26 protein-coding genes are annotated in these 24,784 nt (G+C 59.9%); 22 read left to right on the top strand and 4 right to left on the bottom strand.

The window, feature by feature from the left end; translation table 11 throughout:
* The first annotated feature begins 34 nt into the window (after window positions 1-34).
* The 14 genes from CVS27_RS04535 to CVS27_RS04470 all read left to right on the top strand — a co-directional run bounded on the left by CVS27_RS04535 (window position 35) and on the right by CVS27_RS04470 (window position 12,151).
* Window positions 35-1,918, top strand: a complete 1,884-nt coding sequence (locus CVS27_RS04535) for a nucleoside-diphosphate sugar epimerase/dehydratase (RefSeq protein WP_243399726.1) — start codon at window positions 35-37, stop codon at window positions 1,916-1,918.
* The gene (locus CVS27_RS04530) at window positions 1,918-2,955 is read left to right on the top strand and encodes an MraY family glycosyltransferase (RefSeq protein ID WP_103464544.1); all 1,038 of its coding nucleotides are present in this window, start codon (window positions 1,918-1,920) and stop codon (window positions 2,953-2,955) included. Before CVS27_RS04535 ends, CVS27_RS04530 begins: the two co-directional genes overlap by 1 nt.
* 145 nt (window positions 2,956-3,100) lie before the next feature.
* Entirely contained in the window at window positions 3,101-3,610 is a 510-nt protein-coding gene (locus tag CVS27_RS04525; protein WP_207767446.1) for a Cg1360 family ATP-synthase-associated protein, read from the top strand.
* A complete protein-coding gene (locus CVS27_RS04520) occupies window positions 3,600-3,854 on the top strand; it encodes an MFS transporter (protein ID WP_103464543.1) in 255 nt (84 codons plus the stop codon). Before CVS27_RS04525 ends, CVS27_RS04520 begins: the two co-directional genes overlap by 11 nt.
* Before the next feature lie 91 nt (window positions 3,855-3,945).
* Window positions 3,946-4,758, top strand: coding sequence for a F0F1 ATP synthase subunit A (gene atpB / locus CVS27_RS04515; RefSeq protein ID WP_165788084.1), 813 nt, complete (start codon window positions 3,946-3,948; stop codon window positions 4,756-4,758).
* Between the two features lie 87 nt (window positions 4,759-4,845).
* Window positions 4,846-5,061, top strand: coding sequence for an ATP synthase F0 subunit C (locus CVS27_RS04510; RefSeq protein ID WP_038463392.1), 216 nt, complete (start codon window positions 4,846-4,848; stop codon window positions 5,059-5,061).
* Window positions 5,062-5,136: 75 nt separating this feature from the next.
* On the top strand, window positions 5,137-5,691 hold the full coding sequence (locus tag CVS27_RS04505) for a F0F1 ATP synthase subunit B (protein ID WP_370739465.1): 555 nt from the start codon (window positions 5,137-5,139) through the stop codon (window positions 5,689-5,691).
* Complete coding sequence (locus CVS27_RS04500) at window positions 5,691-6,506, top strand: F0F1 ATP synthase subunit delta (RefSeq protein ID WP_103464542.1); 816 nt, start codon at window positions 5,691-5,693, stop codon at window positions 6,504-6,506. Before CVS27_RS04505 ends, CVS27_RS04500 begins: the two co-directional genes overlap by 1 nt.
* Before the next feature lie 114 nt (window positions 6,507-6,620).
* The gene (gene atpA, locus CVS27_RS04495; RefSeq protein ID WP_103464541.1) at window positions 6,621-8,258 is read left to right on the top strand and encodes a F0F1 ATP synthase subunit alpha; all 1,638 of its coding nucleotides are present in this window, start codon (window positions 6,621-6,623) and stop codon (window positions 8,256-8,258) included.
* Between the two features lie 71 nt (window positions 8,259-8,329).
* A complete protein-coding gene (locus CVS27_RS04490; protein ID WP_103464540.1) occupies window positions 8,330-9,223 on the top strand; it encodes a F0F1 ATP synthase subunit gamma in 894 nt (297 codons plus the stop codon).
* A 51-nt stretch (window positions 9,224-9,274) separates the two neighbouring features.
* Entirely contained in the window at window positions 9,275-10,732 is a 1,458-nt protein-coding gene (gene atpD / locus CVS27_RS04485) for a F0F1 ATP synthase subunit beta (protein WP_103464539.1), read from the top strand.
* Between the two features lie 2 nt (window positions 10,733-10,734).
* On the top strand, window positions 10,735-11,025 hold the full coding sequence (locus CVS27_RS04480) for a F0F1 ATP synthase subunit epsilon (RefSeq protein WP_103464538.1): 291 nt from the start codon (window positions 10,735-10,737) through the stop codon (window positions 11,023-11,025).
* Between the two features lie 10 nt (window positions 11,026-11,035).
* Window positions 11,036-11,467: a DUF2550 domain-containing protein gene (locus tag CVS27_RS04475; RefSeq protein ID WP_103464537.1), complete on the top strand. Its 432-nt coding sequence runs from the start codon at window positions 11,036-11,038 to the stop codon at window positions 11,465-11,467.
* Window positions 11,468-11,593: 126 nt separating this feature from the next.
* Window positions 11,594-12,151, top strand: coding sequence for a DM13 domain-containing protein (locus CVS27_RS04470; protein ID WP_243400052.1), 558 nt, complete (start codon window positions 11,594-11,596; stop codon window positions 12,149-12,151).
* 75 nt (window positions 12,152-12,226) lie between these two features.
* Here the strand turns inward: CVS27_RS04470 and CVS27_RS04465 are convergent, their stop codons facing one another.
* The 3 genes from CVS27_RS04465 to nucS form a co-directional block, all read right to left on the bottom strand.
* On the bottom strand, window positions 12,227-12,430 hold the full coding sequence (locus CVS27_RS04465) for a cold-shock protein (RefSeq protein ID WP_103464536.1): 204 nt from the start codon (window positions 12,428-12,430) through the stop codon (window positions 12,227-12,229).
* Window positions 12,431-12,632: 202 nt separating this feature from the next.
* Entirely contained in the window at window positions 12,633-13,877 is a 1,245-nt protein-coding gene (locus CVS27_RS04460; RefSeq protein WP_103464535.1) for an N-acetylglucosamine-6-phosphate deacetylase, read from the bottom strand.
* Window positions 13,878-13,911: 34 nt separating this feature from the next.
* A complete protein-coding gene (gene nucS, locus CVS27_RS04455) occupies window positions 13,912-14,607 on the bottom strand; it encodes an endonuclease NucS (RefSeq protein ID WP_103464744.1) in 696 nt (231 codons plus the stop codon).
* Window positions 14,608-14,729: 122 nt separating this feature from the next.
* Between nucS and CVS27_RS04450 the strand changes: the two genes are divergently transcribed.
* Complete coding sequence (locus CVS27_RS04450; RefSeq protein ID WP_103464534.1) at window positions 14,730-15,053, top strand: Rv1322 family protein; 324 nt, start codon at window positions 14,730-14,732, stop codon at window positions 15,051-15,053.
* A gap of 10 nt (window positions 15,054-15,063) precedes the next feature.
* A complete protein-coding gene (locus CVS27_RS04445) occupies window positions 15,064-15,855 on the top strand; it encodes an alpha/beta hydrolase (protein WP_103464533.1) in 792 nt (263 codons plus the stop codon).
* 82 nt (window positions 15,856-15,937) lie between these two features.
* Here CVS27_RS04445 and CVS27_RS04440 read toward each other — a convergent pair whose 3' ends face one another.
* Window positions 15,938-17,365, bottom strand: coding sequence for an AI-2E family transporter (locus tag CVS27_RS04440; RefSeq protein ID WP_103464532.1), 1,428 nt, complete (start codon window positions 17,363-17,365; stop codon window positions 15,938-15,940).
* Between the two features lie 206 nt (window positions 17,366-17,571).
* Here CVS27_RS04440 and CVS27_RS04435 point away from each other — a divergent pair, with 206 nt between their 5' ends.
* The 6 genes from CVS27_RS04435 (at window position 17,572) to CVS27_RS04410 (ending at window position 24,744) form a co-directional block, all read left to right on the top strand.
* A complete protein-coding gene (locus CVS27_RS04435; protein WP_133162874.1) occupies window positions 17,572-19,737 on the top strand; it encodes a DUF8094 domain-containing protein in 2,166 nt (721 codons plus the stop codon).
* A gap of 86 nt (window positions 19,738-19,823) precedes the next feature.
* Window positions 19,824-20,756, top strand: a complete 933-nt coding sequence (locus tag CVS27_RS04430) for a tetratricopeptide repeat protein (protein WP_103464530.1) — start codon at window positions 19,824-19,826, stop codon at window positions 20,754-20,756.
* A gap of 151 nt (window positions 20,757-20,907) precedes the next feature.
* Window positions 20,908-21,699 (top strand): ABC transporter ATP-binding protein, encoded by a 792-nt coding sequence (locus CVS27_RS04425; protein WP_103464529.1) that lies wholly within the window; start codon window positions 20,908-20,910, stop codon window positions 21,697-21,699.
* The gene (locus CVS27_RS04420; protein ID WP_103464528.1) at window positions 21,681-23,276 is read left to right on the top strand and encodes a transporter; all 1,596 of its coding nucleotides are present in this window, start codon (window positions 21,681-21,683) and stop codon (window positions 23,274-23,276) included. Before CVS27_RS04425 ends, CVS27_RS04420 begins: the two co-directional genes overlap by 19 nt.
* 97 nt (window positions 23,277-23,373) lie before the next feature.
* Window positions 23,374-24,156: a glucosamine-6-phosphate deaminase gene (gene nagB, locus CVS27_RS04415; RefSeq protein ID WP_103464527.1), complete on the top strand. Its 783-nt coding sequence runs from the start codon at window positions 23,374-23,376 to the stop codon at window positions 24,154-24,156.
* Between the two features lie 264 nt (window positions 24,157-24,420).
* A complete protein-coding gene (locus CVS27_RS04410; RefSeq protein WP_103464526.1) occupies window positions 24,421-24,744 on the top strand; it encodes a DUF3039 domain-containing protein in 324 nt (107 codons plus the stop codon).
* Window positions 24,745-24,784 lie beyond the last annotated feature (40 nt).

Here is a 24,784-nt window from a genome sequence, read left to right as displayed (position 1 = left end):
AACAACCGGGCAGAATACGGAAAAACGAATCACGTTGAATACCTCCAGCAAACAGGCAGCCGGCAACCCCGCGGTCATTTCCGGGGACGGGGAGCGCAAGCCGCTGCTGTGGCTCTGGTCACAGGCGATTCTCGATTCCCTGGCATGGGCGGTGGCCCTCTTTTTGGCGGTTTTACTCCGTTATGAGCTCGATATTGGTCTCATAAACTTTGTTGGCTTGGCCGTGCTGATAGGTGTTGCCGTCGCCACGCAGCTCATTGCCGGTTGGTATATGGCCCTGTACCGGGGCCGGTACACCTTTGGCAGCATCCACGAAGCACGGGTGCTCATTGCCGTGACGTTGATTGTGGGTGTTGTCACCAGCGTCTTTCTCTCACTTTTCATCAACGAGCTCCACATTGCCCGTTCAGTGGCCATCATTGCCTTCCCCTTCGCGGCCCTGTCCATGGCCGCCGTGCGGTACGCCAAGCGGCTGTACGTTGAGGGGAAACCGATCTTTGGCGAAGAAGCCCAGCGGACGCTGATTTACGGAGCAGGTTTCCTGGGCAACTCGCTGGTGACCCGCATGGTCCAAGACCCGGAGTCGCCCTACGTGCCCGTGGGTCTCATTGACGACGACGCCTCGAAAAAGCGTCTGCGGTTGAGTTCGGTAGGTGTTCTGGGCGGTGGACGTGAGCTCCCGGAAATCATCAAGCGCACCAAGTCCACAGTTGTGGTCCTTGCCGTGGCGCACCTCAGCGCCAAGCGCATCCGCGAGATCTCGGACAGCGTGTCAGGTCTGGGCGTCAAGGTTCTGGTGCTCCCGCCGCTGCAGGAGATGCTCAGCAGCAACACCAACAGGGACCACAAGGGCGGGTTGACGGACTTCCGGGAGATCGACGTCGCCGACCTCATTGGCCGCACACCCGTGGAAACGCAGGTGGAGGAAATTGCCGGCTACATCAGGGGCAAGCGGGTGCTTGTTACGGGCGCCGGCGGCTCCATTGGCTCCGAACTCTGCCGTCAGCTGCACGGTTTTGATCCGGCCGAGCTCATGATGTTGGACCGTGACGAATCCGGTCTCCAGCAAACGCAGCTTTCCATTGTGGGCCACGGCCTGCTCCAGGATGCCAACATTGTGCTCGCGGACATCCGGGACGCCGAGTCCCTTAATGAGATTTTTGCCCAGCGCCGTCCCGAAGTTGTCTTCCACGCAGCGGCACTCAAGCATGCACCGCTGCTGCAGATGTACCCCAAGGAGGGTTGGAAGACCAACGTGCTGGGCTCCCTGAATGTGCTCCAGGCCGCCCGCAGCGTTGATGTTGAAACTTTTGTGAACGTTTCCACCGACAAGGCGGCCAGCCCCACCACTGCCCTGGGTCATTCCAAGCGTGCAGCGGAGAAACTCACGGCCTGGATGGCGGGGGAGACCGGCAAACGCTATGTGTCGGTGCGCTTTGGCAATGTGATTGGCAGTCGAGGCTCCATGCTGCCGCTGTTCACGGACCAGATCAACAATGGCGGTCCGGTGACTGTCACGCATCCGGAGGTGACGCGTTTCTTCATGACCATCCCCGAAGCCTGCCAGCTGGTCATCCAGGCCGGCGCCATCGGCCACGGCGGTGACGTGCTGATCCTGGACATGGGCGAGCCGGTGCGCATCATGGATGTTGCCGAGCGCATGATCGCCATGTCGGGACGTGACATTAAGATCAAGATCACGGGCCTGCGCCCCTCGGAGAAACTGCACGAACAGTTGACCGGTGAGGATGAGGTCCAGGATCCGGACGGGCACAAGAAGATTTCCCACACCCAGGCACGCCCCCTGAACCCGGCTGAGCTGGATTTGGAACTGTGGCTGCAACGGTGCCGCGACGAGGCGGGTGATGATGCCCCCAGCATCGATGACTCCGACGGCGACGTAGCGGCGGGAGCGTAATGGAACTCGCAGCTTTTATAACAGTCGGTGCCATTGCGTTGATCCTGGCACTGCTTTTGCCTGTGGTGGTTCGTCCGCTGCTGGCCCGGGCCGGCGTCCTTGACGTCCCCAATGCGCGCTCCTCGCACCAAATCCCCACCATTCGTGGCATGGGAATTACGACGGCGGTCGCGTTGCCCGCCGCCGTGCTGGTGGCCATCTTCCTTCCCCAGTCCGGGCCGGGGAACCAGGGTGCCTTGATCCTTGTGGTGATTGTTGCGCTCATGCTGGCTGCGGCAACCATTGGCTGGATTGAGGATATTCGCGGCTTGAGCGTGAAGGTCCGTGCCAGTTTGCAGCTCCTGGTGGGAGGAGCGGCAACAGCCGCTGTGGCCATCATTGATCCGGGCCAGCAACAGCTCTGGCTCATTCCGGCAGGCGCCATTGCCGTGGCCGCCTACATCAACGTTGCCAACTTCATGGACGGCATCAACGGCATCTCTGGAATGCACGGACTGTTGGTGGGTGGCCTGTACGCTTACGCCGGCTACGCCACAGGCCATTCCTGGCTGGTCTATGTTGGCATTGCCATAGCGATGGCTTTTGCCGGCTTCCTGCCGTGGAACCTGGGACGCAACAATGTGTTCCTGGGGGACGTGGGCAGCTATTTGCTGGGCGCCTCCATAGCTGTCACCGCAATGTGCGCTTTCTTGTCCGGCGTTCCCGTGGAGTATATTTTCTCCCCCGTGTTGATCTACCTGACGGACACGTTTGTGACGTTCCTGCGCAGGCTTCTGGCAGGTGAGCGTTGGTATGTGGCGCACCGCGAGCACGTTTATCAGCGCCTGACAATTGTTGGCCTGAGCCATGGTGCGGCCACGGCCGTTGTGTCGCTGGCGACCTTGTTAGTGAGTCTTCTGGGCATTGCTGCGGCTCGGGGCGGGGAAATGGTGCAGCTTATTGCCACGGCTGCCGGCTTCCTGATTGTCCTGGCCTATTTACGCTCCCCAACGCTGTTTCAGCGCTACCTTGGCCGGCGGGCCAAGCGCAGCAGCTAAACTTATAGGAACCCCCACGTCGTAATGAACTTCTATGTCGTGTAGAATTCCCTACGGTGACTATCGCACCGCCATACCTTGAAAACGTCACATTCGTGCACAATATTTCTTTCCTGCCCCAATCATTCCCCATTTTGGAGTTCCCATGAAGGACAAAGGCGCCCAACACAGCGTTGCACGAGGTCATCTTGTGGCCTCCGGTCCCACTGCGAGCCCCAGTTGGAACATCCTGAAGCGTTGCCTTCTGGTGGGTGGAATGGCCTTGGTGGTCATGGTGGTTGTGGCTTTCTTCTTCACAAACCTCGACGGCGTGCTCAGCGTGCTGTTCGGCTCGCTCCTGGTGATGGCCTTCTTTGGCCTGAGTCTGCTGGTGGGTCACCTCGCCAGTAAGAAGATGCCATCGGCTGTCATGGGTGTGTTCGTCATGACGTACTTCGTCAAGGTTGTGGGATTCGCGGCAGTGCTTTTTGCGCTCGGCACCCCCACTTGGCTCAACAAGCCCTGGTTTGCGGCTGCCGCCGTCGTCAGTGTCTTGTTGTGGCAGGCCACGGAGGTTGTCATTTTCAGCAAGCAGCGTTTCTTGTTCTTTGACGAACCGGCAGCGGTGGATCCGCAGGACAAAAACGACGCAAAGGATCTGCCTCATGGCGAATAAGAACCCGGCTGACCACGAGCCTCATCACGTGGTAGTTCCACCCAAGTCTGATGCCGGAAAGCTGGACTTCACCTACATTATTGGCGGAATCCTGCTCTGGGGTTTGATAGGGTGGGGAGTGGACAATTTGTTGAATACTGGTTGGATTCTGTTCGCTGCCCTGCCTGTTGGGGCGGTGTGTGGATATTTTCTCGCCCGGCATCATCAAAGGCATGGCCGCCACGATGATACGCCGCAACAATGATTTCCACCATCAGACTTTTTCACGGTGCTGACCATCTTTTGATGGGCCGCCACACTTGCCCTATGACCGAAACTGCAGAGAGGACAGCGCGTTGACCGCGTTTGCGCTTCCGATGGCCTCGAATGACGGTGGCTTCATCCCACCGACGATTAGTGACACCCACCTCCCAGACATCCTTCCCTGGATGGCCGAATACGGCACTGGACTTGGCAAGCAGATGGTAATGATCATCTTGTCGGTGGTTCTGATCACTTGGTTCTTTATGGCTGCGATCCGAAACCCGAAACTGGTTCCGGGCAAAGTCCAATTCTTCGCCGAAGGCTTCTACAGCTTCGCGCGCAACACTGTTGGCCGCGACATCATGGGTGAGAAGAACTTCCGCCCCTGGGTGCCGCTGCTCTTCTCAGTGTTCTTGTTCGTGCTGCTGAACAACCTCTTTGGTGCTGTTCCGTTCTTGCAGCTTCCGTCCTTCTCCCACGCCGGCAGTGCTTATGCAATTGCCTTGATTATCTACTTCACGTGGATTGCTGTTGGTGTTCAGAAGCATGGAATCCGGTTCTTCAAGCTGGCAGTTGTTCCCTCCGGTGTTCCCGGTTGGATCCTGCCCCTGCTGGTGCCGTTGGAAATCATTTCCAACTTCATTGTTCGCCCGCTGACGCATTCCTTGCGTTTGATGGCAACAATGCTTGCCGGCCACATGATTGTGGTCCTGGCAGCCAGCGGTGCACGGTTCTTGATGACGGAACAAGACAACCTCTTGCTCCAAGGCACCGGCGTTGCTGTGATCATCGGTTTTGTAGCCATGTATGGCTTGGAACTGTTGATCATGGTGCTGCAGGCATTCGTCTTCACCTTGCTGACAGCTATCTATATCCAGGGCAGCCTGGAAGCTGACGCACACTAAGTTTTCCTCGCATCACCTTAGTTTTTCTCGAATAAAGAATCACCTCACAACCTGCCGGCACAATGCCGGTATCTTGAAAGGAACGAAATGGAACTCCACGGCTCGCTCAACATGATTGGCTACGGCCTGGCAGCAATTGGCTCGGCTATTGGTGTGGGTATGATCTTCGCTGCCTACATCAACGGTGTAGCCCGCCAGCCGGAAGCTCAGCGCATCCTGCAGCCCATCGCTTTGCTCGGCTTCGCCCTTGCAGAAGCATTGGCCATCCTTGGTTTGGTCTTCGCCTTCGTCGTTGGCGTCTAGTCCAAAGACTTGTGGGTCCTTATCCCAAAGGATCCGTTGTTCATGGACGAATATCAGATTAAGGATTAGTGAGAAATGATTACCGCAGAAGTAATCCTCGCTGCTAGTGAGGGTGCAAACCCACTCCTGCCTAACCCGTGGGAAATTCTAGTCACGGCTGTAGCTTTCGCTGTCCTGCTCTTCGTGGTGAAGAAATTCATCGCACCCACCTTTGAGAAGTCATACACGGATCGTGTAGAAGCCATCGAGGGCGGGATTGAGAAGGCAGAAGAGGCTCAGGCCGAAGCTAATGCCCTCTTGGAGCAGTACAAGGCCCAGCTGCTGGACGCCCGCACGGAAGCCAACAGCATCCGTGAGAGCGCCCGTGCAGAAGGCGCACAGATCCTGGCCGACCTGAAGGAGAAGGCTGCAGAGGAATCTGCACGCATCACCGCTCAGGCCCAGGTTCAGATCGAATCCGAGCGTGTTGCAGCAGTGAACTCCCTCCGCAACGAGGTTGGCACACTGGCAACACAGCTGGCAGGCAAAATCGTGGGCGAAGCCCTCAACGATGATGCGCGTTCCAACCGTGTTGTTGAGCGCTTCCTGACCGATCTGGAAAACCAGGCGAACGCGGGTGTGTCGAAGTAATGGCAGGTGTATCGAGCAAGTCATTGGCAGCGGCTTTGGAGTCGTTGGAACCCAAGCTTGCCACTGCGTCGATCGCATTGGCTAAGGACCTCTTTTCCATCTTGGAGCTCCTTGACAGCAACGCCGGCCTGCGCCGCGCCCTGACTGATCCCTCTCGTGAGAGCGCGGATAAGGCAGCCCTCGTTGCCAAGCTCCTTGCGGGCAACGTTGCTCCGGAAGCACAGAACGTGTTTCTGGGACTGGTTGCCTCACGATGGAGCTCGGCACGTGACCTTGGCGATGCACTAGAAGTCTTGGCAGCAACGTCGGCGATCTCGGTTGCTGAAGGTCAGGGTGACGGCTCTGCCAACCTGGACAAGCTTGAAGAGGAACTCTTCTCGTTTATCCGAGTTGTGGGCTCCAGTCATGATCTGCAGCGTGCGTTAGACGATTCACAGGCCTCGGATGCAGCAAAGAGCGCCTTGGCGCTGCGCGTTGTTCCTGCGGCAAGTACCGTCTCCGCCCTGTTGATCCGCCAGGCCGTACTGGCCCCTCGCGGGCTCAAGCCCACGGCCTTGGTGCAACGTTTCGTGGAATTGGTTGCCAAACGCCAGCAGCGTTGGATTGCCTACGTCAGTGTCACCCGTGACCTGAACGCAGAGCAGTTGACGCGCCTGCAGGCCGGTTTGAACAATCTCTATGGTCGCGAATTGAAGATCAATGTCAATATCGACCCGACATTAGTCGGCGGAATCAAGGTTGTTGTGGGGGATGAGGTTGTTGACGCAACCGCAGCCACACGACTTGCCGAACTTCGCCGCCGGTTGGCAGTCTAAGGAACGTTCGTTTCTTAGCAGCCAGTCCACAACAGACTGAATCAAAAATTTAGGCTACCGCAGCTCACTGATTTATGCGGCGGTATCCACAACTTAGGAGAGCAGGGACTGCAGATGGCCGACTTGACCATCAATGCCGACGACGTCCGCAATGCCTTGAATGAGTTCGCAGCGTCCTATGAACCGGGCAACGCAGAGCGCGTCGAGGTTGGCCGCGTCACCACCGCAAGTGACGGCATTGCCAAGGTAGAGGGACTTCCCTCTGTCATGGCCAACGAGCTGCTTCGTTTCGAAGACGGCACACTGGGCCTGGCCCAGAACTTGGACACTCGCGAGATCGGTGTGGTTGTCCTTGGCGACTTCGCCGGAATCGCCGAAGGTCAGCAAGTCCACCGTACCGGGGAGATCCTCTCCGTGCCGGTTGGCGATAACTTCCTTGGCCGCGTGGTTGACCCCTTGGGTCAGCCGATTGATGACCTGGGCGAGATTGAATCCGAAGGCCGCCGCGCCTTGGAACTTCAGGCACCTGGTGTTACCGAGCGCAAGTCGGTTCACGAACCGCTGCAGACCGGTATGAAGGCCATTGACGCCATGATCCCGATCGGCCGTGGCCAGCGTCAGCTGATCATTGGTGACCGTCAGACAGGCAAGACGGCTTTGGCCGTTGACGCCATCATCAACCAGAAGGCCAACTGGGCTTCCGGAGATGTCAAGAAGCAGGTTCGTTGCGTTTACGTAGCAATCGGCCAGAAGGCATCCACGATCGCTGCTGTTCGCCAGACCCTGGCTGACCACGGCGCGTTGGAGTACACCACCATTGTGGCTTCTCCGGCATCTGACCCGGCCGGTTTCAAGTACTTGGCACCGTACACCGGTTCGGCCATTGGCCAGCACTGGATGTACGCCGGCAAGCATGTTCTGATCGTCTTTGATGATCTGTCCAAGCAGGCTGAAGCCTACCGCGCTGTTTCGCTGCTGCTGCGTCGCCCACCGGGACGCGAAGCCTACCCCGGCGACGTGTTCTACTTGCACTCCCGTCTGCTCGAACGTTGTGCCAAGCTCTCTGACGCGCTTGGTGCTGGTTCAATGACCGGTCTGCCAATCATTGAAACCAAGGCAAATGACGTTTCGGCTTACATCCCGACCAACGTCATCTCCATTACCGATGGTCAGATCTTCTTGCAGTCGGACCTCTTCAACGCCAACCAGCGTCCCGCCGTCGACGTGGGTATCTCCGTATCCCGCGTGGGTGGTTCGGCACAGGTCAAGGCCATGAAGAAGGTTGCCGGTACTTTGAAGCTGGAACTGGCTCAGTACCGTGACATGCAGGCTTTCGCCATGTTCGCCTCCGACTTGGATGCTGCTACCAAGCAGCAGCTGACCCGTGGTGCGCGCCTGATGGAACTGCTCAAGCAGGGTCAGTACGCACCGTTCCCGGTCGAGAACCAGGTTGTTTCCATCTGGATGGGCACCACCGGCCACTTGGACAACGTCCCGGTGGAGGATGTCCTCCGCTTTGAGGCCGAGTTCCTTGACTACCTGCGTCACCGCACGTCGATCCTGACCACGTTGGCTGAAACCAACGTGCTGGAACCTTCGACTGTAGACGCGCTCAAGTCCAACATTGACGCCTTCAAGAAGGGCTTCTTTGCGGAGGGCGACGACCACTTGGTTGGCGCCGGCCACGAGGAGTTCGGTGCTCTTGCCGCCGAGGACGTTGACCAGGAAAAGATCGTCAAGCAGAAACGCTGACACCATCTCTGATTTGGGTTGTTGGCCCTTAACGGGCCAACAACCCAAACAAGGATAAGGAAAGGACAAACATGGGAGCCCAGATACGGGTTTACCGCCAGAAGATCTCATCGACCACGTCGATGCAAAAGATCTTCAAGGCGATGGAACTTATCGCTGCGTCCCGCATTGGAAAGGCACGTGTACGTGTCGCGGCATCCTTGCCGTACTCCAATGCGATTACCCGTGCCGTTTCTGCCGTTGCGTCCCAGTCCGAGGTCGACCACCCGCTGACAACCGAGCCGGATCAGATCCGCCGGGCCGCAGTATTGGTTATGACTTCCGACCGTGGTCTTGCCGGTTCCTACTCCGCCAGCGTTTTGAAGCAGGCAGAGCACCTCATCGAATTGCTGCACGGAGAAGGCAAGGACGTCTCGACCTATTTGGTCGGCCGCAAGGCACAGGCATACTTTGACTTCCGAGGTCGCGATTACGCCAAGGTGTGGACCGGTGGAACTGACGCCCCGGAATTTGAAACTGCACGTGAACTGCGCGTCGCCCTGCTACAGGACTTCGCAACAGACTTTGAAGAGGGTGGCGTGGATGAAATCCACGTCGTTTACACCCAGTTCAAGTCAATGATTCTTCAGGAGCCGACAGTAATTCGTCTGCTGCCGCTGGAAGTTGTTGAGGAAGAAGTTGAATCCTCGGATGACCTGTTGCCGCTGTACGAATTCGAGCCGCAGGCTGAAGACGTCCTGGACGCCTTGTTGCCGCGGTACATCGAATCACGCATCTTCTCAGCATTGTTGCAGGCCGCAGCTTCCGAGCTCGCAGCACGCCAGCGGGCCATGAAGTCCGCAGGCGATAACGCCAGCGATCTGATCAAGAAGTACACGCGTCTTCGTAACAACGCCCGCCAGGCTGAGGTTACGCAGGAGCTCTCCGAGATTGTTGCGGGCGCTGATGCGCTCAACGCGTCTTAGTAGCCCAATTCATACTTATTCAATGCCATCTACACAAGTGAAGTGAGAGAGATGACTGCCCAACTTAACGAGCAGGGAACCGCAGCGAAGGCCGGTGCCACAGGCCGCATTGCGCGCGTCATCGGCCCGGTTGTCGACGTCGAATTCCCGGCTGACGGCATTCCCGCCATTTACAATGCACTCACCACCGAGATCACTCTCAACGGTGAGACCAAGACCATCACCTTCGAAACCAGCCAGCACCTCGGAGACGGCCTCATCCGCGCCATCTCCTTGCAGGCTACCGACGGACTTGTCCGCGGTACCAGCGTGCAGGACTTGGGTTCCCCCATCACCGTGCCTGTTGGTGACGGCGTCAAGGGTCACATCTTCAACGTCTTGGGCGAACCCCTGGACGTGAAGGAATCGGAGCTGAACATCTCCGAGCGCTGGCCCATCCACCGCAAGCCCCCGGCATTTGCCAGCCTCGAAGGCTCCACGGAGATGCTCGAGACCGGTATCAAGTCCATTGACTTGCTCACCCCGTACATCAAGGGTGGAAAGATTGGTCTGTTCGGTGGTGCCGGTGTCGGCAAGACCGTTTTGATCCAGGAAATGATCACCCGTGTGGCCCGCAACTTCGGTGGTACTTCGGTATTCGCCGGTGTTGGCGAGCGTACCCGTGAAGGTAATGACCTTTGGGTTGAAATGGAAGAAGCCGGTGTTCTTAAGGACACCGCGCTGGTCTTTGGCCAGATGGATGAGCCGCCGGGAACGCGTCTTCGCGTTGCTCTGTCGGCACTGACCATGGCTGAGTACTTCCGCGACGTGCAGAACCAGGATGTGTTGCTCTTCATCGACAACATCTTCCGTTTCACACAGGCCGGTTCCGAAGTTTCCACACTGTTGGGCCGTATGCCTTCAGCTGTGGGTTACCAGCCCAACCTGGCCGATGAGATGGGTCTCCTGCAGGAGCGCATCACCTCGACCAAGGGTCACTCCATCACGTCCATGCAGGCCGTCTACGTGCCTGCTGATGACTACACGGACCCGGCCCCGGCCGCGACCTTCGCCCACTTGGATGCAACCACGGAACTTTCCCGTGAAATTGCTTCACGTGGTCTGTACCCGGCCATCGATCCGTTGACGTCCACGTCACGAATCCTTGACCCGCAGTACGTTGGCCAGGCTCACTATGACACGGCTGTCCGTGTCAAGCAGATCCTGCAGAAGAACAAGGAACTTCAGGACATCATCGCGATCCTCGGTATCGATGAGCTCGGTGAAGAGGACAAGATCGTTGTATCGCGTGCTCGCCGTATCCAGCAGTTCCTGTCGCAGAACACCTACACCGCCAAGCAGTTCACCGGCGTTGAAGGTTCCACGGTTTCGATCGCGGACACCATTGAAGGCTTCACGGCCATCTGCGACGGCGACGTCGACCACATTGCCGAGCAGGCGTTCTTCAACATCGGTGGCATGGATGATGTTGAGCGTCAGTGGGCTGCAATCCAGGAATCGACGAAGTAATCATGGCTAACCTCGAAGTTGAAATCGTAGCGGCTGACCACGCTGTTTGGTCTGGCGCAGCGACCCTTGTCAAGGGGTTTACCAGCGAAGGTGAGATCGGGATTCTTCCCGGTCACTCCCCGTTGCTCGCGGTTTTGGCGCCGGGCTTGCTGGAGATCGCACCCGTGGACGGCAACCGTTTTTCGGTTGACGTTGACGGCGGCTTCTTCTCCGTTGACAGCAACCGGGTCGTGATCGTTGCTGATGGTGCTCGTCTCCACGAGGGTACTTCAGCAAACGCAGGGATTCGCTAGCAATCAATTGATGAACCAATTAGGTTTTGCGTTCATCGTCCTAGCGGGAGTTTTTCTGCTAGTTGTAGTTTCACTGTGTCTGTTTGGGGTGCGCCGCATTGTTTTGCGGCGCACCTGGGGCACAGTCGACGCCTCCATTTGCACGGCGAACAATCGCTGGGCAATGGGGGTTTGTCGTTACCAGGAGTCGGACCTCGAGTGGGTTCGGCTTCTGTCGTTAAGTCCGCTCCCGGCCAAAACCATGAAGCGCAACAAAATTGTGCTGTTGGGTCGCCGCGAGCCCACTGAAAACGAGCTGACGCGCGTTCCGCCCAGCGTTGTCATCGTCATGCTCAACTATGAGGGCAACGAGGTGCTGCTGGCCATGAAGTTTGCCGCCTATGCGGGCCTGTCCTCCTGGCTGGAAGCCGGCCCCCAGCCCGGCCCAGGCCGCTGGCACTAGCAGCAGGCATTGCGGACTGGAGCGCAGGATACTATGGCCCTCTAGTCAAATATTGACCGCGGACCCACCAGAGCCGGGTAGGATCTGATCTTATTCGGCCAGTGGATAGTTGTTATGCTCAACTGCATGAGCAAGTTTATGAGCAGGCGGGTTCTGATTCCGCTTGTACTCCTTATGGCAACTGCTGTGGCCGCGCTTGGACTTTACTTGTTCCAACCGTGGCGGATTTTCACTAGTTCGACGGCGACCGAGGGACTTCCGAGTTTCGCGCCGACCCCCATTCCGAGCTCTGAGTCTGCCGGCGATTCTGCCCCTGCACCCACTCCGTTGGCTCCCCGCGAATTGGTCAGCGGAGAGCTCATCAGCCATGAACACGCCAGCTCGGGATCCGTAAGGATACTGGAATTACCTGATGGCAGCCGGATCCTGCGCTTCGAGGGCCTTGACACCTCCGACGGCCCCGACCTTAAGGTATGGCTTAGTGATGCCCCGGTGATCGAGGGGACGGCAGGTTGGCATGTCTTCGACGACGGGGCGTACCTGAGCCTGGGAGCACTCAAAGCCAGCAAGGGTGATCAGAACTATGAGATACCAGCAGGGACGGTGTTGGGCGACTATAGCTCAGTCAGTATTTGGTGCGCGCGATTCGCTGTCTCCTTCGCCGCGGCAGAACTAAGAATGTAGACAAGAAACAGCCCCCGGGGAGCAGTTCATGCCGGGGGCTGTTGATTGTGCCGGAATTCTTGAGGCACGGAAGGACTAGATGGTGGTTACACCCGTGGCCTGGGGTCCCTTGGTGCCTTGACCGACCTCAAACTCGACCCGGGCGTTTTCATCCAAGGTCTTGAAGCCGCCGCTTTGGATTTCCGAGTAGTGAACAAAGACATCCGCCTCGGCGTTATCCGGGGTGATGAAGCCGAAGCCCTTTTCAGCGTTGAACCACTTGACGGTACCCTGTGCCATACGTTTTCTCCTTGTGATGACAGCGCAAATGTACTGCGCCGTGTATTGCCTAGCTCTTGGCATATTGCCTAATTAGAGGCCAAACTCAGCATGGCATGAGTCACATGTCAGGTCAATGAAGTGCACAAAAGAGACGGAAATATTAACTAGTTCAACCACAGAGCGGAACGCATGACGCGCTCCATGGCCACGTTGGCATCAACTACTTCAACCACAGTCCGCCTCGCATGACGCGCTGGAGGGCCAAATCGGCGTCGACTATCAGGAAATCTGCCCGCAACCCACGGCGCAGGGAACCAACCTCGTCGGTCAGACCCAGCACGGCGGCCGGAACCACTGTGGCGGACTTGAGCGCATCGGTGAACTTCACTCCAGCCGCGGTGGTGTGGCGGACTACATCGAGCAAGGTGGCTGTGCCGCCGGCAATGGAGCCCGTGGCATCCAGGGTTGCCACGCCGTCGGTGACGCTCACAGGGGACGGGCCCAACATGTACTGGCCATCTGCCAGCCCGGCTGCGGCCATGGAATCGGTGACCAGCACAATGTTGGCGGCACCCACCAGTTCAAAGACTGTCTGGACTGTTTCCGGATCCAGGTGGGTGTTGTCGGCAATAAGCTCCACGGCCGCGTTCCCGGCCTTGGCAATGCGCAAACACGCGGCGACAGGGCCGGGGGATCGGTGGTGCATGGGAGGCATGCCGTTGAAAAGGTGGGTAACCGTGGGGCGGCCGGAAACGCCGTCGAACCCGGTGGAATCCAAGCCTTCACGGGCCTGCTCCAAGGAGTCGGCGGCCGTCGCCGTGTCGCAATCGGTGTGGCCCAGTGACGGTGTGATCCCATGGCTTGTCATCAGGTCAACCAGTTCGGGGGCACCGGGGAGTTCGGGAGCGTACGTCATGGTGGTGATGGTGCCGCGGCCGGCCTCGATCAGGGATCCCATGATCTCAAGGTCAGGTTCCAGCAGGAAGGCCGGGTTCTGTGCACCGCATCGTGCGTGGGAGAGGAAGGGGCCTTCCAGATGAATGCCGGCCAGCAACCCTTCATCAGTCATGTTGGCGTAAATGCCAATGCCCTTGATGAGGTCTTCCGGAGATGCCGTCACCATGCTGGCCAGCAAGGTGGTGGTCCCTGAACGGTGCAGGAAATCCACTGCAATGCGTGCCGAGGCCTCGTCACCGCTGGGGAAATCGCCACCGTTGCCGCCGTGGTTGTGGATGTCGATGAGGCCGGGAATGATGCGCTGGCCTGCCGGGAGGGAAATGATGTTGGCCGCGTCCAGGGATTCCTGGCTGAAGTCGGGCTCGTCGAAATGGTCGGCCCGGCCGGCGTACACAATCCGATCGCCTTCGACGGCGAGCAATCCACCTTCAATGACACCGTGGTCGGTAACTACGGCACCGTGGAGGAGGTATTTGGTGGACACGGGCGCGGGATTCGGAGCAGTCATGGCTCAAGTCTAGTCAGGAACAGCTGGCCTTTGCCTAGAACAGCCGTGAGGCGCTGTCATCTACTCCGCGCATGGCGTCGTAATCAAGTGTCTTGCACTCAATGCCCCTGTCGGTTGCCAGTGTTTTGGCTTGCGGCTTGATTTGCTGGGCGGCGAAAATACCGCGCACCGGAGCCAGCAGCGGATCACGGTTGAGCAGTTCCAGGTAGCGGGTGAGCTGCTCGACGCCGTCAATGTCGCCACGGCGCTTGAGCTCAATGGCCACGGTGGCTCCCTTGGCGTCCCGGGCCAGAATGTCAACAGGCCCAATGGCTGTGAAATATTCCCGGCGAATGAGCGTGAAACCCTCGCCCAGCAGCCCAATCTGTTCGGCAAGCAGGCGCTGCAGATCGGCTTCCACGCCGTCCTTGATCAAGCCCGGATCCACGCCAAGGTCATGGCTGGAGTCGCTGATGTGCTCATAGATGTTGATGATGAGCCTGTCATCGGTCTTGCTCGACTGCACGATCCACTGATCGATCACACCGTTTTCAAGGTCGGCCTCGTCCGGGTTGAGTGTCCGCATGGTGGCGGGCGGACTCATCCAGTTCAGCGGCTTGTAGGAGCCGCCGTCCGAGTGGACCAGGACGGAACCGTCGGCCTTGACCAACAAGAGCCGAACGGCAAGGGGAAGATGGGCTTTGAGGCGTCCGACGTAATCGACGGAGCACTTGGCAATCACTAAACGCACGCCCTCCACTGTAGCCGCTCTCCGTTGGTGGTTGGTGGTGGTTGGACCGAGTGGCCTGGGTGGAAGCCGCTGGGCGCCCTGGACGCTTCGCGCTCGCTGCGCCGGTGCGGCACAATGGAAACATGCCCCGTTCAAACCGCCCGCGCCGTCGTTCCGCTGCCCCCAAGGGCTGGCAGGAGCAAGAGGAGCCGGATCTGGACCGGGCGCGGATGGGAGTTCCGGCCCGCGAGTCAGCGCCCGACGGGCAATGGGCCGTGCGGTCCATCACGGCGAGCAATGCGCAAAAGGTCTACACCTGCCCCGGCTGCCACCGTGCTGTTGAACCGGGGGTAGCCCACTTGGTGGTGTGGCAGGAGGACGCCATGTTTGGCGCCGAGGCCGGCTTGCGCGACCGCAGGCACTGGCACAGCAATTGCTGGCGCGGTCGTAGCTACAAGTACAGATAGGCTAGTGGACATGGTTTTTGACCCCGCATCCCACGACCTGGTTGACGCAGCTGCCCTTGTTGACGTCCGCGCCGCCACCATTTTGCCCGCCATCCGGGAAAATATTGAGCTGAGAACGGCCGACGGCTTGACCCTGGTGGGAGAGTTGGCGTTGCCGGCCGACGGCGTGGTGAAGGCGACGTTGATCACCTTCCACCCGCTGCCCACGCACGGTGGCTTCATGGATTCGCACGTCTACAAGAAGGCCTCCTACCGCCTTCCGGCCATGGCCGGCATTGCCGTACTGCGATTCAACACCCGGGGCACTTCTTCGCCACGAGGCACCAGCGACGGGGTCTTCGAGGAAGGGCTGGGCGAGCGCCTGGACGTTGAGGCGGCTGTCCAGTTTGCGGTTGACCGCGGCCTGCCCAACCGTTGGCTCGTGGGCTGGTCCTTTGGCACAGAGCTGGTGCTGAAATACGGTGCCGTGGCTCCTGTATCAGAGCTTATTGAGGGCGCCGTTTTACTGTCACCGCCGCTGCACCGGGCAACGGATGCGGATCTGGGCGCCTGGGCCAGCTTCGGCAAGCCCCTGTGTGTTCTGGTGCCGGAATTTGATGACTACCTCCAGCCCGCGGCGGCAACGGCCCGCTTCTCCGTGGTTCCTCAGGCCCAACTGGTTGCTGTTGCGGGGGCCAAGCACCTCTGGGTGGGGGAGAAGTACGCAGCCCGTGCCTTGAATGAGATTGCCTCGGCAGTTTTGGGCAGCGCCGTGGAGTTGCCAGGCCAATGGCATGAAGTCGCGGCGCCACTTCAAGCCTAGGACTTGCTCATGCGAACGGCCCCGCACCTTGTTGGTGCGGGGCCGTTCGCTGTTTACAACCCAGGTCACGCGGTGAGCTTGGTTAGTTCTTGTCTTGGCGGGCAATGAAGACTTCCCGCACCAGCAGCATGACGGCGGCTGCCGTGGGAATGGCTATCAAGGCGCCCAGCACGCCCAACAGGCTGCCACCGGCAATAACTGAAATGACAGCCACGGCACCAGGAACGGCCACTGCCTTTTGCATGATGCGGGGGGAGATGAAGTAGGCCTCAAACTGCAGGTACGCCAGGTAGGCGACGGCGTAGATCAATGCCACTTGCCAGCCGCCCGTCAGGCTCACGGCGATGACCACGACGGCGGCAATCATGCCGCCTACCAGCGGAATGAACGCCAGCAGCGCCACAACAAACGCCAGCAGGATGCTGAACGGCACATTCAAAATGGTCATGACGATGAACGCGAAGCTGGCGTTGAGAACGGCCACGCAAACCTGTCCTATGACGTAGTTGCCCACGCCGCGGGTGATTTCCTCGCTTAAATCCTCAACACGGGCCCGGCGCGAGCGCGGTGCCAAGCGGTAGCCCCACTTTTTGATCCCGGGCAGGGAGGCCAGGAAGTACAGGCTCAACACCAACACAATCAAGGTTCCAAAAAGGGCGTTGGCAATGGTGGTTCCAACACCCACCACTCCACCAAAGATGCCGCCCACGGCTTGGGCGTCCTGGAAGAATTTGGCAACCTGGGCGTTGATGGTGTCCAGCACGCGATACTGGACATCAAGTTGCTTGAAGAATTCCGAATTCAGGAAGTCGTTGATCCAGCCCGGAGCTTTATTCACCAGCTGCGTTGTCTGTTCGACGATGGTGGGAATCAGCGTGGCGAAGAAGATGGCCACAAGGCCCAGCAAGGCGCCCAGCACCAGAACTATGCCCAGCGGACGTGGCACGCTGCGCCGCTCCAACCAGCGGACCACCGGGTCCAGACCCAAGGCAATGAACAGGGCTGTGACTATCCACAGCAGCAGCGATTGGGTGTTGGCCAGCATGTAGCTAACGGATAAGGCGATGCCGACACCAACAGTACCCATGAAGCCAAAGTAGATGGGGTGGCGGAAAAGGCCGGAGCTGGGTGCTGCATCAACCATGGCCTGGGTGGCCTTGGCCTGCTCCTCGAAGATGGTCTCCGCCGGCAGGTCAAAACGCACGCGGGGCTGGGCTCCCGGAATCGGCTTGAGAACCTTTTTTGCCACCCACTCCCGCCATCCCACATGGTGACCCGCGCCGTGGCCCGTTCCAGCAGCCGCAGCGGCTGCTACTGGCGCTGGGGGAAGTGGTTGGCTCTGCGAATCCGACCCGGCCCCGTCAGTGTCCCCACGAGGTGTGGACTGCCCCGGCGGGGACGTTTCAGAGCCGGCAGGCTCGGGCCTGGCAGGGTTGGGGCTGGCTTGTGCAGAGTTGGTGCCGTCGTCAGGGACGGGGCCAGTTGCGCTTGAATCAGGGGTCGAACTCACGGGTATTGCCTTCGCATCCAGGATTTTGCGGATGATTGGCTCCGCACCACAATTGTGACTCGAGAGTATCAGCGCAGCCCAGTACTGGCGGCATGCATTCGATGAAATAACGTGAGATTCGTCAATTGGGCATGCCCTTAAGATAACGGTTCAGTTACCCTAGAAGGAACGTTCACAGCAGTGTTCCGCCGATGTTAGGTAAGTACGTGCGTTCAAAAATTGCAATTGTCCTGGCTATTTTGGGTTTGTTGGTGTTGGGTTCCGGTATTGGCCAGCGCACCATCTGGCTCCCTGCCGCGCAGCTGACAGCCACCACCCCAGCCGATGTAAGCGCCGCACCGCTGACTGTCATCAGCCCAGAGATACTCAAGACCCGTGACGGTCACTTCACTCTGACCGTCAAAAGCGACGGCCCCATCCAGCTCGCTGTGGCGCGGGAGCGCGACATCATCGGCTGGATTGGCGACGCCGCCTACACACAGGTGGACGGTGCCAACGACGATTTCACGGCCCTGAGCACACAGAGCAATGCAGGTGCCGCCTCTGTGCCCAATCCCGCTGGTTCGGATCTGTGGGTCAGTGAGGAGAAGGCCACCGGCGAGTTGACCTACACCTGGCAGGCTCCAGGACATGGTGACTGGGCATTGCTGCTCTCCTCCGACGGCAAGGCTGCTGCGCCGACAAATATTTCCATGACTGTTGACAATCAGGCCGGAACCCCGTGGGCAGTGCCGTTGATGATTCTTGGTTCGGCCATGCTGGCAGCAGCTGCCTTGCTGTTTTTGATTGCACCGCGCAAACCCAAGAGCGGCGAACCTGCTCCCGTTGGCCGACGCGCGGCCGGCAAGGCCCCGGCCGACCCCGCCACGGGCGCTTTGGAGGTCGACAAGCTGGTGGCAGCCCGTGAAGCCGCCAAGTCGGCTGCGGCGACGGGCAAGGATGCCCCGTCCACCATTGCCGAGGCCAGGAACGCAGAGAGGCCCGTTGCAGGCGCCAAGGCTGGCGGGGAAGCCTCGGCCCCGGCCTTTGTCAGCGATGCCACGTCCGCGTTGCCGGCAGTCCTGCAGCCACCGGCTGCCCAAGACCCTGAAGCTGGCTCCGCGGCCGGGGCCAAGAGTAACGACAAGAACGATGACGACTCCACGAAGGGTTCCGGAGGCGGTGACGACGACGGCAAGGGTGCATCGACGCCGGAGAATGATGCTGACGTGAAGGGCGCTGACGTGACCGAAGCCAAGACCGAAGCCAAGAACGATGCCAAGAAAAAGGGCAAGGCGGACTTCAGCGCCAGCTCACCCACAGAGGTTGCAACACCCCGCACCATGCACAAAACCATGAACCACAAGAGCCGTTGGGGTGCGGCATTGGCCGTGATCCTGGTCGCAGGCAGTGTTGGCCCGGCCGTGGCGGAGGATGCCACCACAGGCGCTGCCACACCGGCCCCCACCAGTTCCGCCTCGAGCACGGCGCCCGCTGCCAGTGCTGATGCGAACACGCCCGGCTTCCCGTCTCTTCTGGACAGCCAGGTTCAGCGCATTGCCACCGCCGTGGCCACGGTTGTTGCCTCGGGGGACAATGCCAAGAACGCCAAGGAATTGGAATCACGCGTCACCGGCATGGCTTTGGAGGTTCGCACAGCCAACTACAAGATTCGTTCCCAGGTTGCCAGCGCCCCAGCGCCGGAACCCGTCAGCGCCACACAGCTGCTGGCCAAGGTTGTCACCACCACGGACACCTGGCCGCGGTCAGCCATGTTCGTCACCAAGGGTGAGAACAATGAGCTGCCGCAGTTGCTGACATTGGTTCAGCAAAGCCCGCGGGAAAATTACAAGCTGATCAAGTCCACGCCTTTGCTGCCCGGCCAGACCTTTCCCACAGTGGACAAGGAAGGCACCAAGGAAGTAGCCATTGACGAGAGCGCCGGCCTGAAAATGAGCCCCAAGGACGCCATTGCGGCGCTCAGCGACCGTTTGACCAAGGATGACAGCAAGTTCAAGGACTCCTTCAACGACAGCGTCTACATCACGAGTGTTCTCGATGCGCAGAAGAAGATTGTTGCTGACGCCAAGGATGCCACCAACGTCTTCAGCCATACGGCCGACACCAAGTCACCCGTTGCCATGCGCACAGCCGACGGCGGGGCCATGGTTGTGGTGGGATACACCTTCGGCATTGACACAACGTCCAAGGAAGATGCAACCCTCACCGTGCCCGCCGACGCGGCCGTGTTCACCGGCGGCACAGAGACCACCAAGGGCTTCACCTTGAGCTACGCGGAACCTGTTGTCATGTACATTCCGGCAGCCTCCGGTGATGGAAAGATCACGCTGCTCTCGGCAACCCGGGATCTTGTGGGCGGCCAGTTCAAGTAACCCGGCAGCGGGGCGTTGGCAAAGCAAAGTTTCACCCGCGGCGAGATCTTGGAAAAGTCGCGGGCCAGCACAGTTAGAGTGAGTTCATGAGTCAAAATAGCCCCATGGCACCCAACGGAGCGCCCGGGATCAACCTGCGCGGCGCCGTCGACCTTTCAGCGTTGAAGAACCGGGCCACGGCCGCCCCTTCAACACCATCGCCCTACGCGGTTGATGTCAACGAGCAAAGCTTCCAGGAACTTGTTCAGCTTTCCTCCAAGGTGCCGGTGGTGGTGCTGCTGGGATCTGCACGCTCACACCAATCCTCGGTGGTGACAGGCGTGCTGGAGGGGATTGTCAACGAGTACGGCGGGCAGCTTGCCTTGGGCCGGGTGGATGTTGATTCCAGCCCCCAAATTGCGCAGGCGTTTGGTGCCAGCGCGGTGCCTACGGTGGTGGCCTTGATCAAGGGGCAGCCGGTGCCCATGTTCGAGGGTGAACTGCCGGCGGAGCAGATCAAGGAGTTCTTCACCGAACTGCTCAAGGTTGCTGCCAGCAACGGCGTCACAGGAAACTTGGGCGGCGCCCAGGACCCCGAAGCTCCGGCGGAGCCACCGCTGCCTCCGTTGCACCAGGCTGCCCGCGACGCCATCGACGCCGGTGACTTGCTGCTGGCCCAGACCAGCTATGAGAAGGCGCTGGCCGAAATGCCGTCCGACGCCGCCGCAAAGGTTGGCTTGGCGCAGGTCCACCTCATGCGCCGCACAGCGGAGCTGAACGTTGCAGACGCCGAGGCGCTGCGGGCCCGTGCGGCTGGGGACCCGGATGATCTCGAGGCAACCCTTTCGGTAGCTGACTTGGATGTGACGGGCGGCCATGTTGAGGACGCCTTTGCCCGCATTGTGAAGTTCATCGGCACGCACTTTGGTCCCGAACGGGACACCGCCCGGGTGAGGTTGTTGGAGCTTTATGACGCCATTGGCGTCAGCGATCCCCGCGTATCCGCATCCCGCCAAGCCCTGGCACGCGCCCTGTTCTAGGCTGGCGACGCGCAACGAAGCTCCTGTTCTAACCTCCCTGTCATGGAAGGTTGGGGCGGGAGCTTTTTTGCGCCGTCAGGGTCCGCAAGGACAGCCAATCTCATCCTTTGGGATGCCGTGCCCGCACCATCGGGGTTGTTAGGGTGTGCCTATGAGCAACTCCTTTGAGCAAGCAAAAGACACAGGGCTGCCACCGGCCCTCTCCATCCGTGGCTTGACCAAACACTTTGGCAACAAAGTGGCCGTCGATGGTATTGATCTTGACGTCCCCGCCGGGTCCTTTTACGGCCTGGTGGGACCCAACGGCGCCGGCAAGACAACGTCGCTGTCCATGGCAACGGGCCTTTTACGTCCGGACGCGGGGCAGGTTTGGGTGCACGGGGTGGACGTGTGGAGCCATCCCCTGGAATCCAAACGCCTCATGGGTCTCCTGCCCGACGGCGTTCGGCTCTTTGACCGGCTCAGCGGGGAGCAGCTTGTCAGCTACGCCGGTTTGTTGCGTGGCATGGACAAGGACACTGTGACAGCCCGCGTCAAGGACCTGCTCTCCGCCCTGGACCTGAGCAAGGATGCCGGGACTTTGGTGGTGGACTACTCCGCCGGCATGACCAAGAAGATTGCCCTGGCGGCGGCACTGATTCATGCCCCGAAACTCCTGGTGCTCGATGAACCCTTTGAATCCGTGGACCCGGTGTCCGCAGCCAACATTCGTGACATTTTGCACGACTACGTCAACACCGGCGGCACCGTCATCGTTTCCAGCCATGTCATGGATCTGGTGCAGCGCATGTGCGACCATGTTGCCGTGATTGCCGGCGGCCGGGTTCTTGCCGCCGGCACGGTCGATGAGGTGCGCGGAAGCCAAAGCCTGGAGGAAAAGTTCGTGGACCTCGTTGGCGGACGCAAGGAGAATACGGGGTTGTCATGGTTGCGCAACTCGTAAGCCTAAAGCTGACCCTGCTGCGCAATTCACTTAAGCGCAGCCCCTGGCAATTGGTGGGGCTCATCATTGGCGGACTGTACGGCCTGGGCGTGCTGGCCATGACCTTGGTTGGCCTGGCTGCCTTGGGTGCGGGTGAGCCCGAACTCATTGGCACAGTTCTCACGCTGGCTGGAGCCGCACTGGTTCTTGGGTGGCTGATCATTCCCGTGGTTGCCGCCGGCCTGGACATGACCCTGGACCCGGCGCGTTTCACCACTTATGCCATCCCGATGAAGTCAATGCTCACGGGCCTGCTGTTGGGGAGTTTCATTGGCATTCCCGGGGCCATCACCCTCCTTGCCTCGCTGGGAACAGCCATCGCTTGGTGGCGCCACCCCCTCGCGGCCCTGGTGGCGCTGCTCTGCGGCGTGTTGGGCGCTGTGACCTGCATTGTGGCCTCGCGGGCCATCACAGCTGCCAGTACCAGCCTGGCCTCGTCGCGCCGTTTCAAGGATGCCAGCGGCATTGTGCTGCTGGTTCCCCTGATGTTCATGGGACCCATCATCAGCGGTGTGAGCTCTGGTGTGGGTGACTTCAAGGAGTACCTTCCGGCGTTGGCGCAGACCGTCTCCTGGACTCCCCTCGGAGCAGTCTGGTCGGTGCCCGCCGCCGTTGCTGCGGGTTCCTACGGTGCTGCCGGGCTCAAGCTCCTCATCGCGGTGGCAAGCATCGCCGCCTTGACGTGGATTTGGCGGGCGTGCCTGAGCAGGGCCCTGGTCACGCCCGCGTTCGCCGGTGGCGGACGGAAGGCAGGGGGCAAGCTGGGCTTCTTTAACTGGTTCCCGGCCACCCCCACAGGAGCAGTGGCAGCACGCTGCCTCACCTATTGGTTCCGGGACCCGCGGTACAGTGCTGGCCTGCTCATTGCCCCGTTACTGCCATTGATCTTTGTGTTTGCAGGGTCCCAGGCGGCCAGCGAAACAGGCGGCACGCAGTCCTTGGGAATTGCCCTGGGGCTGGGCGGGGCCCTTGCGGCATATCTGGTGGTGTGGTCCATCAGCTCCGATATTTCGTATGACAACACAGCCTTCGCCCTGCACATCGCCACAGGGGTGTCAGGGACCGCTGACAGGAGCGGACGGGCGCTTGCTGCGGCCGTCCTGGCACTGCCGCTGGGCATTTTGTACGCCGTGATCGGGGCAGTGCTGGCACATGACCTAGGCCAACTGCTGGCCACGGTGGGACTCGTGCTGGGTGTGGTGGGCTCCGGGCTTGGCTTGGCCAGTGTGTTCTCAGCCCGATTTACCATGGCTGTGCCGCTGCCCGGTGAGAGCCCCATGAAAACGCGGCCCGGCAACGGGCTCTCCTCGGTCTTCATTCAAATGTCGGGGTTTGTGGGCCTGGGCGTCCTGGTTTTGCCGGAGCTCATTCTTGCCATCGTTGCCATGGTGACGGGGCAGCTGCTGTACGCCTGGCTGGCCCTGGCCGTGGGAATCATCCTCGGTGCCGTGTTCCTGGTGGTGGGCATTCGCAAGGGCGCCGCCGTCTTCAACCAGCGTGCCCCCGAGTTGTTGCTTGCTGTGTCGGTGGACCGTTAACGGAACACCAGCAGTAATAGCTAAGGTTAGAGCTGGCAGATTAGCGTTGCAAGAGAATCGCACAGGCACGTACGTGTCGTGAAAGGAAGCGTGTTTCATGGAGGTCATCATCCTCCCCAGCAGTAAAGAAATTGGTGCCTTGGCCGCGGATGCCATTGAGGCCCTGATTCGGCAGAAGCCCAATGCGGTCCTTGGCCTGGCCACGGGTTCCTCGCCGCTGCCGATTTACGACGAGTTGGCACGACGCCACGACGAAGCCGGCCTGAACTTTGAACAGGTCAGCGGTTTTGCCCTGGATGAGTATGTGGGTCTGCCGGTGGGCCACTACGAGTCCTACCGCGAAGTTATCCGCCGCGAGTTCACCAACCGGGTGGATGTTGCAGCAGAAAACGTCCACGGCCCGGACGGTGCCACCGAGGACATCGCAGGAGCCTGCCAGAACTACGAGGTCGCCATCAAGGCAGCCGGCGGCATTGACCTGCAGATCCTGGGCGTTGGCACCAACGGCCACATCGGATTCAACGAGCCAGGCTCGTCGCTGGCATCGCGCACCCGGATCAAGACCCTTGCCGAGCAGACACGCCAAGACAATGCGCGCTTCTTTGATCATCTAGACCAGGTTCCCCACCACGTGGTCACCCAGGGCTTGGGCACCATCATGGATGCCCGCCACGTGGTCCTGGTGGCCTTTGGCGCGGGCAAGGCCGACGCGGTTCGCGACTTTGTGGAAGGACCCGTCTCGGCATCCTGCCCGGCATCCGTCCTGCAATTCCACCCCCGCGCCACCATCATCATTGACGAGGCCGCGGCAGCAAAGCTTGCCGGTGCATCCACCTACCGCCACGCCTTTGACAACAAGCCGTCCTGGCAGGGCATCTAACAGGCAGGACATCTAGCAAGCAGGGCCTCTAGCAAGCTGGCGCCTAAGCAGTTTGACGTGCGGCGGGGAGGGAAGTTAATCACTTAACTTCCCTCCCCGCCGCACGTTTTTTCACAGGCTATTGCCGCCCTGGCTGAAAAAACTGAAACGCCAGCGCAGTTGCTGCTGGAGCGTTGGACTTTGCGCAGCCGCGGTGGACAGCTGATATCCCAAATCGATGGATGCCTCGGTGAGTCGTGATCGTGTTGCCGCTAGAATGGTTTTATGAGTTTGCCTCCAGACCCCTTCGAAAACCAGCCCACGGGAAATCCTGAGCGCAGCGGTGGTTCCACCGCCGTGATCGAGCGCCAGGAATTGCAACAGGAAGTAGAACCTGGCGACAGCGAGCGGTTCTCGCACTATGTTCGCAAGGAAAAAATCATGGAATCTGCCATGACAGGCGACCCCGTGGTGGCCCTGTGTGGCAAGGTCTGGACCCCCGGCCGGGATCCGCATAAGTTCCCGGTCTGCCCAGACTGCAAGGCCATTTACGATGGCCTGAAGCCCGAGGGCGGCAAGGGTAAAGGCCCCAAGGAACCCAAGAAGTAACTTGGCTTCACCCTAAATTTTGTGCGGCCTCATGGCCGTT

Origin of the sequence: Arthrobacter glacialis (assembly GCF_002909445.1) — a bacterium.
Taxonomy (GTDB): Bacteria; Actinomycetota; Actinomycetes; order Actinomycetales; family Micrococcaceae; genus Specibacter; species Specibacter glacialis.
The sequence above is the reverse complement of the archived record's forward strand: the minus strand, read 5'-3'. Positions and strand labels throughout refer to the sequence as shown.